The organism is Actinocatenispora rupis, assembly GCF_016861975.1.
Taxonomy (GTDB): Bacteria; Actinomycetota; Actinomycetes; order Mycobacteriales; family Micromonosporaceae; genus Actinocatenispora; species Actinocatenispora rupis.
In genome coordinates, this window is sequence record NZ_BOMB01000008.1 from 147,052 (window position 1) to 164,991 (window position 17,940).

The 17,940-nt window shown below is 73.8% G+C and carries 17 protein-coding genes; 9 read left to right on the forward strand and 8 right to left on the reverse strand.

Annotation, left to right across the window (positions count from 1 at the left end; genetic code table 11):
* Positions 1-136 precede the first annotated feature (136 nt).
* The 3 genes from Aru02nite_RS07305 to Aru02nite_RS07315 are packed head-to-tail and all read left to right on the forward strand — an operon-like array spanning position 137 to position 2,276.
* On the forward strand, positions 137-505 hold the full coding sequence (locus tag Aru02nite_RS07305) for a group I truncated hemoglobin (protein WP_239076479.1): 369 nt from the start codon (positions 137-139) through the stop codon (positions 503-505).
* Positions 505-1,680 (forward strand): globin domain-containing protein, encoded by a 1,176-nt coding sequence (locus Aru02nite_RS07310; RefSeq protein WP_203655917.1) that lies wholly within the window; start codon positions 505-507, stop codon positions 1,678-1,680. Before Aru02nite_RS07305 ends, Aru02nite_RS07310 begins: the two co-directional genes overlap by 1 nt.
* On the forward strand, positions 1,677-2,276 hold the full coding sequence (locus tag Aru02nite_RS07315) for a DivIVA domain-containing protein (RefSeq protein WP_203655918.1): 600 nt from the start codon (positions 1,677-1,679) through the stop codon (positions 2,274-2,276). Before Aru02nite_RS07310 ends, Aru02nite_RS07315 begins: the two co-directional genes overlap by 4 nt.
* A gap of 205 nt (positions 2,277-2,481) precedes the next feature.
* Here the strand turns inward: Aru02nite_RS07315 and Aru02nite_RS07320 are convergent, their stop codons facing one another.
* A complete protein-coding gene (locus tag Aru02nite_RS07320; protein WP_203655920.1) occupies positions 2,482-3,264 on the reverse strand; it encodes an isocitrate lyase/PEP mutase family protein in 783 nt (260 codons plus the stop codon).
* A gap of 66 nt (positions 3,265-3,330) precedes the next feature.
* On the opposite strand from Aru02nite_RS07320, the gene Aru02nite_RS07325 reads away from it, so the two are divergent.
* From Aru02nite_RS07325 to Aru02nite_RS07345, 5 genes are all read left to right on the forward strand, one after another.
* A complete protein-coding gene (locus Aru02nite_RS07325; RefSeq protein ID WP_203655922.1) occupies positions 3,331-4,290 on the forward strand; it encodes an ArsR/SmtB family transcription factor in 960 nt (319 codons plus the stop codon).
* A 129-nt stretch (positions 4,291-4,419) separates the two neighbouring features.
* Entirely contained in the window at positions 4,420-5,340 is a 921-nt protein-coding gene (locus Aru02nite_RS07330) for an ABC transporter ATP-binding protein (protein ID WP_203655924.1), read from the forward strand.
* Positions 5,337-6,128: an ABC transporter permease gene (locus Aru02nite_RS07335; RefSeq protein ID WP_203655926.1), complete on the forward strand. Its 792-nt coding sequence runs from the start codon at positions 5,337-5,339 to the stop codon at positions 6,126-6,128. Before Aru02nite_RS07330 ends, Aru02nite_RS07335 begins: the two co-directional genes overlap by 4 nt.
* Before the next feature lie 47 nt (positions 6,129-6,175).
* Positions 6,176-7,468 carry a sensor histidine kinase gene (locus Aru02nite_RS07340; protein WP_203655928.1) on the forward strand — a complete coding sequence of 431 codons (1,293 nt, stop codon included), beginning with the start codon at positions 6,176-6,178 and terminating at the stop codon, positions 7,466-7,468.
* On the forward strand, positions 7,465-8,112 hold the full coding sequence (locus Aru02nite_RS07345) for a response regulator (protein ID WP_275408596.1): 648 nt from the start codon (positions 7,465-7,467) through the stop codon (positions 8,110-8,112). The genes Aru02nite_RS07340 and Aru02nite_RS07345 overlap by 4 nt, the downstream gene beginning before the upstream one ends.
* Before the next feature lie 37 nt (positions 8,113-8,149).
* Here Aru02nite_RS07345 and hutH read toward each other — a convergent pair whose 3' ends face one another.
* The 6 genes from hutH to Aru02nite_RS07375 are packed head-to-tail and all read right to left on the reverse strand — an operon-like array spanning position 8,150 to position 16,065.
* Complete coding sequence (gene hutH, locus Aru02nite_RS07350; RefSeq protein WP_203655930.1) at positions 8,150-9,688, reverse strand: histidine ammonia-lyase; 1,539 nt, start codon at positions 9,686-9,688, stop codon at positions 8,150-8,152.
* 4 nt (positions 9,689-9,692) lie between these two features.
* The gene (hutI, locus tag Aru02nite_RS07355; protein WP_203655932.1) at positions 9,693-10,871 is read right to left on the reverse strand and encodes an imidazolonepropionase; all 1,179 of its coding nucleotides are present in this window, start codon (positions 10,869-10,871) and stop codon (positions 9,693-9,695) included.
* 34 nt (positions 10,872-10,905) lie between these two features.
* Positions 10,906-12,279, reverse strand: a complete 1,374-nt coding sequence (locus tag Aru02nite_RS07360) for a formimidoylglutamate deiminase (protein ID WP_239076481.1) — start codon at positions 12,277-12,279, stop codon at positions 10,906-10,908.
* Positions 12,276-13,502, reverse strand: coding sequence for an allantoate amidohydrolase (locus Aru02nite_RS07365; RefSeq protein ID WP_239076483.1), 1,227 nt, complete (start codon positions 13,500-13,502; stop codon positions 12,276-12,278). Before Aru02nite_RS07365 ends, Aru02nite_RS07360 begins: the two co-directional genes overlap by 4 nt.
* Positions 13,499-15,160, reverse strand: coding sequence for a urocanate hydratase (gene hutU, locus Aru02nite_RS07370; protein ID WP_239076485.1), 1,662 nt, complete (start codon positions 15,158-15,160; stop codon positions 13,499-13,501). Before hutU ends, Aru02nite_RS07365 begins: the two co-directional genes overlap by 4 nt.
* Before the next feature lie 56 nt (positions 15,161-15,216).
* A complete protein-coding gene (locus Aru02nite_RS07375) occupies positions 15,217-16,065 on the reverse strand; it encodes a MurR/RpiR family transcriptional regulator (RefSeq protein ID WP_203655934.1) in 849 nt (282 codons plus the stop codon).
* A gap of 131 nt (positions 16,066-16,196) precedes the next feature.
* Here Aru02nite_RS07375 and Aru02nite_RS07380 point away from each other — a divergent pair, with 131 nt between their 5' ends.
* On the forward strand, positions 16,197-17,042 hold the full coding sequence (locus tag Aru02nite_RS07380) for a Gfo/Idh/MocA family protein (protein WP_203655935.1): 846 nt from the start codon (positions 16,197-16,199) through the stop codon (positions 17,040-17,042).
* 53 nt (positions 17,043-17,095) lie between these two features.
* Here Aru02nite_RS07380 and Aru02nite_RS07385 read toward each other — a convergent pair whose 3' ends face one another.
* Positions 17,096-17,875 carry a TIGR03089 family protein gene (locus tag Aru02nite_RS07385; RefSeq protein ID WP_203655936.1) on the reverse strand — a complete coding sequence of 260 codons (780 nt, stop codon included), beginning with the start codon at positions 17,873-17,875 and terminating at the stop codon, positions 17,096-17,098.
* Positions 17,876-17,940: the final 65 nt, after the last annotated feature.

The following is a 17,940-nucleotide window of genomic DNA, read 5'->3' on the forward strand; positions in this document are numbered from 1 at the left end:
GCACCGCGGCCCCGTCCGTACCGTGACGGGTCGCTTTCCGCGGGGTTCCGGGGTGTTGCCCGGACCGTACCGTCACTAAACTCCATCGACCGTCGTCGATCTCTCTGGTCGGCGGGACGGATTCGATGGAGGAAACGTGGCGGACGAGGCGACAACCGACTACGCGCGGATCGGCGGCGGGGACGCCGTCCGGCAGGTCGTCGGCCGGTTCTACGAGATGGTCCTGGCCGACCCCGAACTGGCCGGCTACTTCACCGGCGTCGACCTGCCGAAACTCAAGCGGCACCAGGCACTCCTCATCTCCCAGGTACTCGGCGGGCCCGCCGAGTACGACGGGCGGGACCTGAAGGCGGCGCACCGTGGCATGGCCATCAGCAAGGACCACTTCGGGCGGGTCGTGGTGCACCTGGTCGCGGCGCTGCGCGAGGCGGGCGTACCGGAGGACGTGATCGGCCGCGTCGGCCAGGCGCTGGGCGGCACCGAGGCGGACATCGTCGAGGGCTGATGGACCCGCGGGCGCTCAAGGAGAGCTGGGCCGCGCTGGCCCGGCACGGCGACGAGGTGCCGCTGTTCTTCTACTCGCACCTGTTCCTGGCGTGCCCGGAGACGCGGGGCATGTTCCCGATGTCGATGGCGGGCCAGCGGGACAAGCTGGTCGGCGCGCTCGGCCGGATCGTCAGCAACGTGGACCAGCTCGACGAGGTGGTCCCGTTCGTCCAGCAGCTCGGCCGGGACCACCGGCGCTTTGCGGTGGTCGCCGAGCACTACCCGGCGGTCGGTGCCTCGCTGCTGGCCACGCTGGCGCACTTCCTCGGCCGGGCGTGGACCGACGACCTGGCCGCGCAGTGGGCCGAGGCGTACGGGCTGGTCGCGAAGGTGATGACGGACGCGGCGGAGGAGGCGGCGGCAACCAGGCCCGCCTGGTGGAACGGCGAGATCACCGCGGTGGACCGGCGCGGCATCGACGTCGCGGTGCTCCAGGTACGCACGGACGTGCCGTACCCGTTCGCGCCGGGACAGTCGGCGGCGGTCGAGTTCGCCCGGCGGCCGCGGCTGTGGCGCTGGCTCACCCCGGCGAACGCGCCGCGCTCGGACGGCAGCCTCGAACTGCACGTGAAGATCGTCGACGGCGGCCAGGTCAGTCCGGCGCTGGTGCAGTCGGCGGCGGTCGGCGACACGCTGCGGATCGGGGCCCCGGTCGGCGACCGGCTGGTACTCCCGGCCGACGAGCGGGACCTGTTGATGGTGGCCGGCGCGACCGGCCTGGCGCCGCTGCGCGCGGTGCTGGAGCAGATCGACCGGGACTGGCAGTCGAACCGCGCGCAGCGTCGGGTGCACCTGTTCCACGGCGCGCGTACCGGGTGGGACCTGTACGAGAACGACCTGCTCAGCGAGCTGGCCGCGGCGCGCGCGTGGTTCGAGTACACGCCGGTGGTGTCGGACGATCCGTTCTTCCGTGGGGAGCGCGGACTGGTCGGCGAGACCGCGGTACGCGCGGGCCGGTGGACGGACCGGGACTGCCTGGTCTGCGGTCCGCCGGCGATGGTGGAGCACACGGTGGCGCAGCTGGCCACCGCCGGCGTACCCGACGAGCGGGTGCGGTTCGACGAGTTCACGCCCGGCGCCGCCGCCGAACCGGTGCCGGTCGCTCCGGACGGTGGGGAGAGGTGGGGCCGATGACCGGTGAGAGCAGCGGGACGCCCGGACGGGCCCCGCTCAGCGCGGACAAGGTCCGTACGACCACGTTCTCCCGGCCGCCGTTCGGTCGCCGCGGGTACCACGAGGACGAGGTGCGGATGTTCCTGTCCCGGGTGGCGGACGACATCACCGCGGCGGACGCGGAGAAGGCGGCACTGCGGGCGGAGATCTCCCGGCTGGTGAACTACTACCGGGAGCACGGGCAGGATCCGAACGCGGAGTCGATGCGCGAGCGGATCAGCGTGGACGCGGTGAACCTGATGAGTCAGGCGCAGCAGGCCGCGGACAGCCAGGTCGCCCAGGCCGAGGAGTACTCGCGGAGGTTGGTGGGGCAGGCCCGCCAGCGGTACGAGGAGCTGTTGCGGCACGCGCAGGAGCAGGCGCGGCAGGCGGCGGACGAGGCGAGCCGGGCGTCGGCGGAGCTGGACACCGGCGCCAGCCCGCTGGAACGGCAGGCGCTCGAACAGAAGATCGCGTACCTGCGGACGTTCGCCGAGGTCACCGAGGTCCAGCTGCGGTCGGTACTGACCGCGCTGACCCGGGAGGTGGACAAGCTGGGCGACGTGTCCAAGCCCTGAGAGGTCCTGGCAGAGAGGCGTCGGATGGCTGGCGAGGCTCAGGGCGGGGCTGCCAAGGCGGAGGTGCGGTTGCATACCGGTGTTGTATGCGTCTGTGCCGACAACGTCGGCAGCGTCGTCCTGAGTCCGCCAGGCGCCGACAGTCCTTACTGTCAGGACCTCTGAGGTGGTGCGGCGGCGGGCGGGCCCGTCGCCGCACCAGCGGTCAGGACAGCAGCCCGTCGACCGTGCCGAAGTCGAGCGCGCCGTCCAGCGCCGTCCAGGTGCCCGTGGCGTACGCCTCGGTGGCGGCGCGGCGGGCCACCGTGTACGCGGCCTGCGCGACGGCCGAGCCGACGCTGACCCGGGCGACACCCAGCTTCGCCAGTTCGCCCACGGCGGGGGCGCCGGGCCCGGCCATCACGTTGACCGGCGCGGCGATCCGCTCGACGAGTACGGCGATCACGTCCGGCGCGGTGACCCCGGGCACGAAGACGCCGTCGGCGCCGGCCGCCAGGTACGCGGTGGCCCGCTCGACGGTCTCGGCGACCCCGCCCAGCCCCCGCAGGTACGTGTCGATGCGGGCGTTGAGGAAGACGGTGTCGTCGGCGGACCGGGCGGCGGTGAGCCGGGCGCACTGGTCGGCGGTGTCGCGCAGGCCGCCGGTCGCCGGGTCGACGTCCTCGATGTTCACGCCGGCGGCGCCGGCGGCGACCACCTCGCGCACGGTGGCGGCCACGTCGGCCGGCGCCGCGCCGTACCCGGTCTCGATGTCGGCGGTGACGGGGACGGAGACCGCACCGGCGACCCGGCGTACGAGGGCGAGGGCGGCCGCGCGGTCGAGGTGGTCGCCGTCGGCGGTGCCGAGGCTCCAGGAGACGCCGGCGCTGGTGGTGGCGACGGCGGGGGCGCCGGCCGCGGCGACGATCCGGGCGGACGCCGCGTCCCAGGCGTTGACCAGGACGAGCGGGGAGCCGGGGACGTGCAGGGAACGGAAGGCATCGGTCATGCGGCCAGTCTCGGTTCTGTCGGTGCGGCCACCTAACCTTTCGAACTGAGCTGAAAGGAACGGGTGATGGTCTCGATCGGGCTGTCCGGCGACGCCGTGTCCCGGCTGCGGTTCGCGCTGTCCTGCCTGTGGGAGGTCGTCGCGAGCGTCCGCGTACTGCGCGAGCCGGGCGCGCACGCGGTGCACCTGCCGTGGGTGGCGGCCGTACGGAACCGGCTCGATCCCGACCTCGCCGACGGCCTGCTGTGGCGCCTCGTGCCCGCCGGCCGGCGGTACCTGCCGGACTTCCTCACGCCGCCGCCGCAGGGCCTCACCCCCGACCTCGACGCCGAACTGGCCGCGCTGTGTGCCACGCCCCCGGCCACCGTCCGCGCCGAACTCGACCTGTACGGCGGCGCCGGGCTCACCGACCTGTACGACGATCCGGTCGGCGGGCTGCACCGCCTCGCCACCGAGATCCGCCGGTACTGGGCGGTCGCGCTGGCGCCGGACTGGCCGCGCATCCTCGTCCTGCTGGAGGCGGAGGTGTTCCGGCAGGCGCGGCGGCAGGCCACGACCGGCGCCGCGGACCTGCTGAACGACCTGCACGAGTGGGTGCACTGGTCGGACGACACGCTGTCGATCGCGCAGCGGCACTGCGCCGCGCCGGACGTACCGGGTGGGACGGGGCTGGTGCTCGTCCCGTCGGTGTTCGTCTGGCCCACGGTGCTCAGCGTCGCGGCGGGCACCGTGCCGCAGCTGGCGTACCCGGCGCGCGGGGTGGCGACGCTGTGGGAGCCGACGGGTGACGTGTCCGGCGCGCTCGGCCGGCTGCTCGGGCAGGGCCGCGCGGCGCTGCTCGGCGCGCTGTCCGCGCCGCTGTCCACGAGCGAGCTGGCCCGGCGTACCGGGATGTCGGTGGGCGGGGTGTCGCAGCAGCTCGACACGCTGTCCGCGACCGGGCTGGTCCGTCGTACGCGGCAGGGCAAGGCGGTGCTGAACAGCCGGACGGCGCTGGCCGACGCGTTGCTGTCCGCGGCGCGCTGAGCATCAACCGATCGGTGGACCGGCCGGATCAACCGGGGTTCGGTGCGCCGGCCGTACGCGCGGTCGATCCGTTGCGGCGGCCCGGAAAATAGCGTCGGTCCCGACGGTGGACGTCGGGAGGAGCCGGGCATGCCGGTCATCGAGGTACGCGGACTGCACAAGCGGTACGGCGAGAAGGTCGCCGTGGCGGACGTGTCGTTCGCGGTGGAACGGGGCGAGATCTTCGGCATCCTCGGCCCGAACGGGGCGGGGAAGACCACCACGGTCGAGTGCGTGGCGGGGCTGCGCGCGCCGGACGGCGGCGGGATCGACGTACTGGGGCTGGATCCGCGGCGAGAGCGGGACGAGCTGCGCCGGGTACTCGGCGTGCAGTTGCAGGAGAGCGCGCTGCCGGACAAGATCACCGTGACCGAGGCGCTGGAGCTGTACGCGTCGTTCCACCCGGATCCGGCGGACTGGCGGGCGCTGGTCGAGCGGCTCGGGCTGGGCGACCGGCTGCGGGCGCAGTACCGGCGGCTGTCGGGTGGGCAGAAGCAGCGGCTGTCGGTGGCGCTGGCGCTGATCGGGAAGCCGCGGATCGCGGTGCTCGACGAGCTGACGACGGGGCTGGATCCGCAGGCGCGGCACGACATCTGGGACCTGATCGAGGAGATCCGGGCGGGCGGCGTGACGGTGCTGCTGGTCACGCACTTCATGGCCGAGGCGGAACGGTTGTGCGACCGGGTCGCGGTGATCGACGCGGGCCGCGTCGCCGCGCTGGACACCCCGGCCGCGTTGACGTCCACTGTGGACAGTGAGCAGCGGATCACGTTCCGGCCGTCCCGTCCCGTCGACGACGCGGTACTCGCGGCCCTGCCCGACGTCACCGCCGTCACCCGTACGCGGGGCGGCGACGAGCTTCTGGTGACCGGTACCGGGAACGTGCTCGCGTCGGTGGTCGGCGCGCTCGCCTCCGCCGGCATCGTCGCCGAACACCTGCGTGTCGAGCAGGCCAGCCTGGACGACGCGTACCTGGCCCTGACCCACCGCGGCGAAGGAGAGCAGCGATGACCGCAGTCGACGGTACGACGACCGCGCGGGGACGGCGCGGACCACGGGCCGCACCGTTCGTCCGGCTGGTACGTACCGAGGCGCGGTTGTTCCTGCGGGAGCCGATGGCCGTGCTGTGGGCGCTGGTGTTTCCCCCGGTGCTCCTGGTGATCCTGGGCTGCGTGCCGTCGTTCCGGGAACGCAGCGCCGATCTGCACGGCCTGCGCGTGATCGACCTGTACGTGCCGATCATGGTGATCTTCGTGGTGGCCATGACGGCGGTGAACGTGCTCCCGGCGACGATCACCTCGTACCGGGAGAAAGGGATCCTGCGGCGGTTGTCCACGACGCCGCTGCCACCGTCCCGGCTGCTGCTCGCCCAGGTCGTCCTCAACGTCGTACTCGAAACCCTGGTACTGGTGCTCGTCGTGGCGGTCGGCCGGATCGGGTTCGGCGTCGCGCTGCCGAAGCAGCCCGTGGCGTACGCGATCGTGTTCGCGTGCGCGGTGCTCGCGTTGCTGGCGCTCGGCATGGTCATCGCCGCGGTGTCGCCCAACGCCAAGGTGGGCAACGCGCTCGGCATGATCCTGTTCTTCCCGCTGATGTTCTTCGCCGGGCTGTGGCTGCCGGTCGCCGCGATGCCCGCGGTCCTGCGCCGGATCGCCGAGTACACGCCGGTCGGTGCGGCCACGCAGGCGCTCGGGCAGGCCGCCGCCGGCGACTGGCCGAACCCGGTGCACCTGCTCGTGCTCGTCGGGTACGCGGTGGTGTTCAGCCTGGTCGCGATCCGCTTCTTCCGGTGGGAGTGAGAGAATCCCGCCGGGCGGCGCCACTCGGAACGGAACGGGGGATCGCGATGACGTGCCAGACCGCGTACCCGACGCCGCGGGCCGTCGACGGGCCGGACTGGGAACGCCGGGCGGTGCTGTTCTACCGGATCCTGCCGTACCCGCTGCTCGCCGCGTCGCTCGGGCTGGCCGCCCTCAGCGTCGGCCAGGGCTGGTCCGACTGGAACCGGTTCGCCCTGGTCGCCGCCGTGTCCCTCGTCGCCGGCGGCGTCGTGCTGTGGTTCTCCACCCTGCACCCCGACTGGGAACGGCACCGCGGCCGGATGACCGGGTACCTGGCGCTCCGGCTCGCCCTCACCGCCGTACTGGTGGTGCTGAACCCGTGGTTCGGCATCTTCGCCTGGATCGGGTACGTGGACGCGATGCGGCTGCCGGCGTACGGCGGGCGCGCCGCCTCGGTGGTCGTCGTCCTGGTCACCGCCGGGCTGATGGCCGGCACCGAGATCGGCGGCTTCTTCGCGCCCACCCCCGCCCGGATCGCCGCGTTCGTCGTGGCCTTCCTGCTGAACATGCTGCTGGCCGGCACGATGGGCGCCATCTTCGCCTTCGTACAGGCGCGGAACGAGCAGCGCCGGATCGCGCTCGACGAGCTGGCCGCGGCCAACGAGAAGCTGTCCGCCACCCTCCGGGAGAACGCCGGGCTGCACGCGCAACTGCTGTCCGCCGCCCGCGAGGCCGGCGTACTCGACGAGCGGGCGCGGCTGGCGCGCGAGATCCACGACACCATCGCGCAGGGACTCACCGGCATCATCACCCAGTTGCAGGCGGCCAAGGGAGTACCCGAGAAGGAGCGGTACCTGGAGACCTCGCTCGGGCTTGCGCGGCAGAGCCTCGGTGAGGCGCGCCGTTCGGTACAGGCGCTGCGGCCGGCGCCGCTGGAGGACGCGCACCTGCCCGAGGCGGTGACGCAGGTCGTCGCCGACTGGTCCGCGCTGCACGGGGTGCCCGCCACCGCCGACACCACCGGTACGCCCCGGCGGATGCACCCGGAGGTCGAGGTGACCCTGCTGCGCGCCTGTCAGGAGTCGCTCGCCAACGTGGCCCGGCACGCGCGGGCCGGCCGCGTCGGCGTCACACTGTCGTACATGGAGGACGTGATCACGCTGGACGTGCGGGACGACGGGGTCGGCTTCGACCCGGACGACCGGCCGGAGGCCGGCGCCGACGGCGGTTTCGGCCTGACCGGGATGCGCCAGCGCGTCACCCGGCTCGGCGGCTCGCTGAGCGTCGAGTCCGAACCGGGCGCCGGTACCGCGATCTCCGCCATCGTCCCGGCCGAACCCGCGGCGGGGTCGGCGTGAGCGCCCCGGCGGCGACGATCCGGGTGCTGCTCGTCGACGACCACCCGGTCGTACGGGACGGGTTGCGCGGGATGCTGTCCGGTGCGGCCGACATCGAGGTCGTCGGGGAGGCGTCGGACGGCGCCGAGGCGGTCGACCGGGCCGCGGTGGACCGGCCCGACGTCGTACTGATGGACCTGCGGATGCCGAACGTGGACGGCGTCACCGCGATCCGCCGGCTGCGCGAACGCGGCCTGCCCTGCCGCGTCCTCGTCCTCACCACGTACGACACCGACCAGGACGTGCTGCCCGCGATCGAGGCCGGCGCCACCGGGTACCTGTTGAAGGACGCGCCGCGCGAGGACCTGTTCCGCGCCGTACGGTCGGCGGCGCGCGGCGAGGCGGTGCTCGCCCCGTCGGTCGCCACCCGGCTGATGGGCCGGGTGCGTACCCCGGTGGCGGAGCCGTTGAGCCAGCGCGAGCTGGAGGTGCTGTCGCTCATCGCCGCCGGGAGTACGAACCGGGACGCGGCGTCCCGGCTGTTCATCTCCGAGGCGACGGTCAAGACGCACCTGCTGCACATCTACGCGAAGCTCGGCGTGAACGACCGGGCCGCCGCGGTGGCCGCCGCGTTCCACCGGGGGCTGCTCCGCCCCGACACCTGATCCCCTTGGTACGCAAGGGGATCAGGTGTCGGCGCGGTCAGGCGAGCGGGCCGACCGCGGCCTCGATCTCGGTGCGCAGACCGGGCTCGGTGACCAGGGTCCGGGTGTGTTCCAGGATCGGCGCGAGGAAGGCGTCCGGTCCCGGTTCGCCGGCGTACGCGGCGAAGTGGCGGACGGCGATGGCGCCTGCCGGGCTCGGCGTGAGCGGCGCGCGCAGCTGGAGTCCGCGGCAGGCGGCGAGCAGCTCGACGCTCAGCAGGTGCGACAGGTTGGTCAGCACCGTACGCAGCTTGCGCGCGGCGGACCAGCCCATCGACACGTGGTCCTCCTGCATGCCGGAGGTCGGGATCGAGTCCGTCGACGCCGGTACGGCCAGGCGCCGGTTCTCCGCGACGATGCCGGCCGCCGTGTACTGCGCGATCATCAGGCCGGAGTTGACGCCCGGGTCCGGCGACAGGAACGCGGGCAGCTCGCGCGAGCGCGTCACGTCGAGCAGCCGGTCGACCCGCCGCTCGGAGATCGAACCGACCTCGGCGGCGGCGATCGCCAGGTAGTCGCAGGCGAAGCCGAGCGGCGCGCCGTGGAAGTTGCCGGTGGACTCGACGCGCCCGTCCGGGAGTACGACGGGGTTGTCGACGACGGACACCAGTTCGCGGTCGGCGACCTGTGCGGCGAAGTCGAGCGTGTCCCGCGCGGCACCGGCCACCTGGGGCGCGCACCGCATCGAGTACGCGTCCTGGACGGCGTGGGTCAGGTCGTCGCGGTGCGAGTCCATCACGCCGGACCGTTCGAGCAGGCGGTGGATGTTCGCGGCGGACGCGGCCTGGCCGGGGTGCGGCCGGATCGCGTGCAGTTCGGGCAGGAACGGGCGGTCCGAGCCGAGCATCGCCTCGACCGCCAGCGCGGCCGTCACGTCGGCCATCGTGAACAGGTGCCGGGCGTCGGCGATCGCCAGCAGCAGCATGCCGAGCATGCCGTCGGTACCGTTGATCAGCGCCAGACCCTCCTTGCTGGCCAACGTGATCGGGCTCAACCCGGCCCGCCGCAACGCATCCGCGGCCGGGACGCGGCTGCCGTCGTCCGCGCGTACCCAGCCCTCGCCGAGGAGTACGAGGGCGCAGTGCGCGAGCGGGGCCAGGTCCCCGGATGCGCCCAGCGACCCGTGCTCCGGTACCCACGGCGTGACGTCCGCGTTCAGCAGGTCCACCAGCGCCTGCGCGACGAGCGGTCGTACGCCGGAGCGGCCCATCGCCAGCGAACGGACCCGCAGCAGCATCATGGCGCGGACGACCTCGGCCGGCATCGGCTCGCCCATCCCGGACGAGTGCGAGCGGATCAGCGCGTGCTGCAACTCGGTCCGGCGCTCCGGCGCGATGAACGTGTTGGCCAGCGCGCCGAACCCGGTGGACACGCCGTACACGGCGCGGGCGTCCCGCTCGATACCGTCCACAATGGACCGACTGGTACCCATCGCGGACAGCGCGGCCTCGGACAGCTCGACGCGCGCACCGTGCCGGGCCACCGCGACCACGTGTTCCGGCCGTACCCCGTCGGGGCCGACGGTCACCGTCTTCATCGTTCTACATCTCCTGCCGGTAAGCGATTTCGCCGCCCGACACCACGGTGTGCACGAGCGGGACACCCGGCCGGTACGCCAGGTGGAGGTACGTGGGTGCGTCCAGTACGACCAGGTCGGCGCGGGCGCCGGTGGTCAGCGTGCCGACGTCGTCGCGACGCAGTGCCGCGGCACCGCCGGCCGTCGCCGACCACAGCGCCTCGGCGGGCGTCAGCCGCATCTCGCGTACGGCGAGGGCCAGGCAGAACGCCATCGACGAGGTGAACGACGAGCCCGGGTTGCAGTCGGTCGCGATCGCGACGGTGGCGCCGGCGTCGAGCAGCCGCCGCGCCGGCGGGTACGGGGAGCGGGTGGAGAACTCGACGCCGGGCAGCAGCGTCGCCACGGTGTCCGATGTGGACAGTCCGTCGACGTCCGCGTCGGACAGGTACGTGCAGTGGTCGACGCTGGCGGCACCGAGTTCCAGGGCCAGCGCCACACCGGGGCCGGGGCCGAGCTGGTTGCCGTGCAGCCGCGGCAGCAGTCCGCGCCGCGCGCCGGCGGTGAGGACCGCGCGGCACTGGTCGGCGTCGAACGCGCCGCGCTCGCAGAACGCGTCGACCCACCGCGCGTGCGGCGCGCAGGCGTCCAGCATCGGCCCGCACACCAGCTCGACGTACTCGTCCGCGCGCCCCTCGTACTCCGCGGGCACCACGTGCGCGCCGAGGAACGTGGTCTCCGGCGTCACCGTACGGGCGGCCCGGAGCTGGCGCGCCTCCTGCTCGACGTCCAGCCCGTACCCGGACTTGCACTCGAACGTCGTGGTGCCCTGCCGGACCAGTTCCCGTTGCAGGTAAGCGAGATTCGCGGCCAGCTCGGTGTCCGGCGCCGCCCGCGTCGTCGCGACGGTACGCCGGATGCCGCCGCCGGTGTAGGGTTCTCCGGCCATCCGGGCGGCGAACTCGCCGGACCGGTCGCCCGCGAACACCAGATGCGTGTGGCTGTCGACGAATCCGGGGATCACGGCCCGTCCGCCAGCGTCGACGTGCGTGTCGCAGGCGGGCGCCGAGCCGGCCGGACCGATCCACGCGACCCTGCCGTCGACGGCCACCAGCGCGACGTCGCGCCGGATCCCCAGCGGTTCGGCGCCGCCGGGCTCGTTGGTGACCAGCTCGCCGATGCGGTCCACGAGCGTCGCGGTCATCGGTGGTCCTCCCGGATCCGTCCACAGTGGAATGTCATGACGCGGCCTCCGCCCAGACGGCCCGGACCGCCCGGTCCAGCCGCCCCGGTACGTCCTCGACCAGCTGGTGCACGCCGTCCCGGACCACCTCGCGGCCGGCGACCACGACGTGCCGTACGTCGGCGGCGGTGGCCGCGAAGACCACCGCACCGAGCGCGTCGGCGTCCGTGCCGAGGTCCGCGCCCGCCAACCGGACCGTGTCGGTACGCACCGTCGTCAGGTCGGCGTCCGCCCCCGGTACGAGGACCGGCGTGCGGCCCAGTGCGCCACGCCCCGCCGGACCGGCCGCGTACAGCAGGTCCGCGGCGGCGAAGTGGCCGCGGCGTTCGCTGCGCAGCCGCTCGTTCAGCTCCACCGCGCGCGCCTCCTCGAACGGGTCGACCACCGCGTGGCTGTCGCTGCCGAGGCTGAGCGAACCCGGCCGCGCGGCGTGCAGGTCCGGCGCGGGGCCGATGCCGTCGCCCAGGTCCCGTTCCGTGGTGGGGCACAGGCAGACGCCGGCGCCGAGGTCCGCGATCAGGTCGCGGTCGGCGGGCGACAGGTGCGTCGCGTGCACCAGCAGGCTGCGCGGGCCGAGCGCGCCGGCCTCGCCGAGCAGCTGCGTCGGGCTCAGCCCGTACGCCGCCTGGCAGGCCGCGTTCTCCGCGCGCTGCTCGGACAGGTGCACGTGCAGGTCGGTCGCGAACGGGGCGCCGGCCACCACCCGCATCGCGTCCGGCGGCATCGCCCGTACCGAGTGGATCGCCTTGGCCACGGTGACATCCGGGTGCGGCGGCCGGAACGCGGCGGCGCGCTCCGCCCACGCCTCCGCCGTACCGTCGCCGAAGCGGAGTTGCGCACCCTGCAAGGGAAGCAGCGCGCCGCGCTCGTCCAGCCCGCCGTTCAGGTAGCAGGTGTCGGCGAGGACCAGCCGGATCCCGGCGTCGGCGGCGGCCTGCGCGAGCGCGGCACCCATCACGTTCGGCTCGTCGTACGGCTTGCCGCCGGGCGCGTGGTGCAGGTAGTGGAACTCGCCGACCACGGTGATCCCGGCCAGCGCCATCTCCGCGTACGCCGCCCGCGCCAGCGCCAGGTACGTGTCCGGCGTGAGTACGGCGGCGATCCGGTACATCTGCTCGCGCCAGGTCCAGAACGAGCCCCGGTCCGCGTGCGTACGCCCGCGGAGCGCCCGGTGGAACGCGTGCGAGTGCGCGTTCGCCAGGCCGGGCAGGGTGATCCCGGCCAGCCGTACCGCGTCGGGTGGTGCGGGCCGGTCCCGTTCGATCGCCGCGATCGTCCCGTCCCGCACGGTGACGAGCGCGTCCCGCAGCAGCGAGCCGGGACCGGGCTCACCGGTCCACAGCATGGGGCACCAGTACCGGGCGGTCACGACAGCTCCCGGAGGGCGTCGGCGAGGGCGGTCACGCCGGCGACGCAGTCGTCGTCGGCGGTGGTCTCGGCGGGGGAGTGGGACACGCCGGTCGGGTTGCGGACGAACAGCATCGCGGTCGGGATCCCTGCCGTGGCAAGGATCCCGGCGTCGTGCCCGGCACCGGTCGGCAGCGCCGGCACCGGCTTCCCCGTACCGATGCCGCGGGCGAGGCGTCCGGCGAGCGCCCGGTCGAACTCGACCACGCCGCTCACCGACTCGGCGGTGACCGTCAGCCCGGTACCGTCCCGGTCGACCCGGTCCCGCGCCTGCCGTTCCAGGTCCGCCAGCATGGCGTCCAATGTGGACTGTTCGGCCGCGCGGGCGTCCAGCCACGCGGTCACCCGCGACGGGATCGCGTTGGTACCGTTGGGTTCCACCTGGATCCGGCCGAACGTGGCGCGCGCCTCGTGCAGCCGCGCCTGCTTGTTCGCGGCCAGCGCGGTCATCGCGTAGCTGAGCATCGGGTCGTGCCGGTCGGCCATCAACGTGGTGCCGGCGTGGTTCGCCTCGCCGGTGAAGTCGAAGCGCCAGCGCCCGTGCGGCCAGATCGCCGTACCGACGCCGACCGCGGCGTCCAGCTCGGCGAGCCCGCGGCCCTGCTCGATGTGCAGCTCGACGTAGTGGCCGATCCGGCTCAACCGCACCGGATCCGCGCCCAGCCCGGACGGGTCCGCGCCCGCCGCGGCCATCGCGTCGACCAGCGTCGTACCGGTGGGGTCGGTCAGCTCGGCGCCGCGTTCGGCGTCCAGCGCGCCGGTGAGCAGCCGCGAGCCGAGGCAGGCCACGCCGAACCGGGAGCCCTCCTCCTCGCAGAACGCCACCACGCCGATCGGCCGGGACGGCTGGAATCCCTGCTCCCGCAACAGATCCACCGCGAGGAACGCGGACACCACGCCGAGCGGCCCGTCGTACGCGCCACCGTTCGGTACCGAGTCGAGGTGGCTGCCGGTGACCAGCGCGTTCCCGGCGGCCGGGTCACCCCACCACGCCCACAGGTTACCGTTGCCGTCCGGGTCGACGGTCATGCCGCGGGCCGTGGCCTGCGCGGTGAACCACTCGCGGCACGCCTGGTCCGCGTCGGAGAAACCGTGCCGCGCGTACCCGCCGCCGCTCGCGCGGCCGATCGGCAGCAACTCCTCCCACAGCGTACGGAAGCGGTCCCGACCGTCCACAGTGCTCACTCGCCCTCGCGCATCGGTACCCGCACGCCGGTGTGCTCGGCCACGTGCTCGGCCAGCTCGTACCCGGCGTCCACGTGCCGGATGACGCCCATGCCGGGGTCGTTGGTGAGGACGCGGTCCAGCTTCGCCGCGGCCAGCTCCGTACCGTCGGCGACGGTGACCTGGCCGGCGTGGATGGACCGGCCCATGCCGACCCCGCCGCCGTGGTGGATGCTCACCCAGGTCGCCCCGGACGCGGTGTTGACGAGCGCGTTCAGCAGCGGCCAGTCGGCGATGGCGTCCGACCCGTCGGCCATCGACTCGGTCTCCCGGTACGGCGAGGCCACCGAGCCGGAGTCCAGGTGGTCGCGGCCGATGACGAGCGGCGCGCTGATCCGGCCGTCCGCCACCATCTCGTTGAACCGGGCGCCCGCGCGGGCGCGCTCGCCGTACCCGAGCCAGCAGATGCGGGCCGGAAGTCCTTGGAACGCAACGCGTTCGCGGGCCATCCGGATCCACCGGCCGAGGGATTCGTTCTCCGGGAACAGATCCAGGATCGCGTCGTCGGTGGCGTGGATGTCCGCCGGGTCGCCGGACAGCGCCGCCCACCGGAACGGCCCCTTGCCCTGGCAGAACAGCGGCCGGATGTACGCCGGCACGAAGCCCGGGAACGCGAACGCCCGCTCGTACCCGCCGAGCTTCGCCTCGCCGCGGATCGAGTTGCCGTAGTCGAAGACCTCGGCGCCGGCGTCGAGGAAGCCGACCATCGCCTCGACGTGCTTGGCCATCGACGCGCGCGCCCGGTCGGTGAACTCCTCCGGCTTCTGCGCCGCGTAGTCCGGCGCGTCGTCCGGGTCGATCCCCTCCGGCAGGTACGACAGCGGGTCGTGCGCGGAGGTCTGGTCGGTCACGATGTCCACCGGTACGCCCCGGCGCAGGATCTCCGGTACCAGCGTCGCGGCGTTCCCGACGACCCCGACGGACAGCGCCTTCCGGTCCTGCTTCGCCTGTACCGCAAGGTCGATGGCTTCGTCCAGAGTGGACGCGATGGTGTCCAGGTAGCGGGTGTCGACGCGGCGCTGCAAGCGCTTACGGTCCACGTCGACGATCAGGCAGGCGCCGTCGTTCATGGTGACCGCGAGCGGCTGCGCGCCGCCCATCCCGCCGCACCCGGCGGTCAGCGTGAGCGTGCCGGCGAGCGTGCCGCCGAACCGCTTCTCCGCCACCGCGGCGAACGTCTCGTACGTGCCCTGGAGGATGCCCTGCGTGCCGATGTAGATCCACGACCCGGCGGTCATCTGGCCGTACATGGTCAGGCCCAGGTGCTCCAGCCGGCGGAACTCCGGCCACGTCGCCCAGTCACCGACCAGGTTCGAGTTCGCGATGAGGACCCGCGGCGCCCACTCGTGCGTCCGCAGCACGCCGACCGGCTTGCCCGACTGCACCAGCAGCGTCTCCTCCGGCCCCAGCGTGCGCAGCGTCCGCACGATCGCCTGGTACGCCGGCCACGAGCGCGCCGCGCGCCCGGTCCCGCCGTACACGACGAGGTCCTCGGGTCGCTCGGCCACGTCCGGATCGAGGTTGTTCATCAGCATGCGCAGCGGCGCCTCGGTCTGCCAGCTGCGCGCGGACAGCGTCGTACCGCGGGGTGCGCGGATCGGTTGCGACGGTGCGGTCACCTCGGCGCCTGCCTTTCGGATCGTCTCGTGCCCAGTCTTGCGGGTGTCGGTGCGCGTCATCCGGCGAACAGGCCACGCCGGTTCGCGGAGCGTTCGAAGGATTCGAGCCGGGCCTGGGTCTCGGTCGGCCGGGCGTCGCAGATCGCCTGCAACAGCACCATCGCCAGTACCATCGGCGCGCTGTGCAGGTCGAACACCAGCTGCGCGCCGACCGGGGCCGGGAGTACGAGGTCGGACTCCTCGGCGGCCGGGCTCATCGGACCGTCCGTGATCGTCACGACCCGCAGCCCGCCCGCGCGCGCCGCCCGCAGCGCCGCCAACGCCTCCACCGGGTACCGCGGCAGTACGAACGTCAGCAGCGCGGTCGCGCCCGCCGCCTGCGCCTGCTCCAGCCGGTCGGCCAGGACGCTGCCGCCCGCCGTACAGACCCGGACATCCGGCAGCACCTTGGCCGCGAAGTACCCGAAGTACTCGGCGATCGGGCCGCCGGCGCGCAGGCCCACGACGGGCAGCGGGCGGCTGTCCGCGAGTACCCGGGCGGCGGCGAGCACCGGCTCCGGATCGGCCAGGAAGCCGGACAGGCTGGTCAGGTTGTCGTGCTCGGCGGCGACGGCGCGCTGCCACTCGTTGCGCCGCGCCTCGTCCGGCGTCTCCGCCCGCCCGTCGGTACGGATCAGCTCGCGGATGCGGTCCCGCAGCGCCGGATACCCGTCGTACCCGACGGCGGTGGCGAAGCGGGTCACCGACGGCTGGCTCACCCCGGCCAACTCGGCGATCTCGCCGCTGGACAAGTAGCCGGCGCGCGGCGCGTGCTCGACGAGCGACTGCGCGATGCGCCGCTGGGTCGGGGTCAGCCGCTGCCCGGCGAACAGCCCGAGCAGCCGCGACGACGGGCTCTCCTCCACGGCCGCAGCCTATGCATGGATGCTTTCACGAGTCAAGACGGTGAAAGCATCCATGCAGGACGGCCGCCATCCGCCCGACGACCGGCGCGGACCAGTAGATTCGCCCTCGACGTCGGACGCAGGAGGACACCGTGCGGGTGGGCATCGTCGGTACCGAGAACTCGCATGTCGACCACGCGGTCGAGTACCTGAACACGGCGCGGCGGCAGGGCGACGGGGCGCGGGTCGTCGCGCTGTCCGGCGGCGCCACCGACCGCAACCGGCAGCTCGCCGACGCCGGCGGCATCGACATCGTCGTCGACGACCCCGCCGACCTGCTCGGCCACGTCGACGCCGTCCTCGTCAGCGACCGCGACGGCCGGCTGCACCGCGCGCACGCCGTCCCGTTCCTGTCCGCCGGCCTCCCGGTACTCGTGGACAAGCCGCTCGCCACCACCGTCGCCGACGCCGAGGCGATGCTCGCCGTCGCGCGCGCCCACGGCGCCCTGCTCACCTCGTACTCCACGCTCCGGTACGGGCCGGACGCCCAGTCCCTGCGCGACGCCGCCGGCGGGATCGGCGCGCTGCAGAGCGTCGTGGCCACCGGGCCCGCCGACGAGACCAGCGAGTACGGCGGGATCCACTACTACGGCATCCATCCCGTCGACATCGCGCTCAGCCTGGTACCCGGCCCCGTCGGGCCGGTACGGGTCGACCGGGCCGGCGACACGGTCGTCGCGCACGCCCGCGTCGGCGCCACCCACGTCACCATCAACCTGGTACGCCCCGGCGACCGGCCGGTGCCGTTCCACGCCCTCGCCGTCGGGCGTACCGGGATCGCGGAGCGGACGCTCGGGGTCGGCCCGCACTACGTGTGGCCCGGCCTCGACGAGTTCTTCCGGATGATCGCGACCGGACGGCCGCCGATCGCGCCGGACGACCTGCTCCGGCCGGTGCGGTTCCTCGCCGCGCTCGACGAGGCCCTCGGCGCGTCCTGACGGCGGGTCAGGCGCGCGGTCGGGCCGCAGCGCGACGCCGTCCAGCCGGCGGGTCAGGCGGTCGGCCGGGCGGCGCGGGACGCCTCCAGCCGGCGGGTCACGCCCTCGGCCGCCGACCGGGCCGCCAGGACCGTACGGTCCAGGTTCGCGCAGAGCACCACCGTCGCCCCCACCGCCAGCGGCGCGAGCAGCCAGTACGCCGGGTGCTCGTACTCCTCGACCTCGACCAGTACGCGGTCGCCGGGGTGCAGGCCGACCATCGCGGCGATCTCCCGACCCAGCGAACCCCACTGCCGGTAGCTGGTGCCGTCGACGCTCGCCGCACCGTCCGCCGGCAGCGGCGCCGGATCGACGGCCGGCGCGTACCGGGCGAGCTCGGTGGCGTAGTCGCGGTAGCCGGGCGGCGGCGCACGGTGCCCGGCCGGTACGCGGGGATCGGTGTCGGCGTCCAGTACGAACCGGTGCGGCGCCTCCGGTACGTCGTCCAGCCAGTCGTCGATCCGCCGCCGGTCCGCGAACGTCACGTCGATCGGGTCGTCGGCGCCCGCCCCGAGCACCGGCAGCCCCGCCGTCGCCGCCAGCCGTACCGAGACCAGCAGGCCGGCCGACCAGGCGCCCAGGAGTACCGCGGCGGTCTGCCAGTGCGGCGGCAACATGACCGCCGCACGGTCGCCCGGCCCCAGCCCGCAGCCGTCCCGCAGCAGCCGCGCCGTCCGCGCCGCCCGGTCGGCGACCTCCGCCGCGGACAGCTCCACCCGCAGCCCGCACGCGTCGTCGTAGTACGTGACGAGCGGCCGGTCCGCGGGACGTCCGGGTACGGGGAGTTCGGACATGGGAGCGCCTCCCGGGGCGGAACGGCAGTCGGTGCCGAGACTATCGAAGACGAGGAATGAAACCG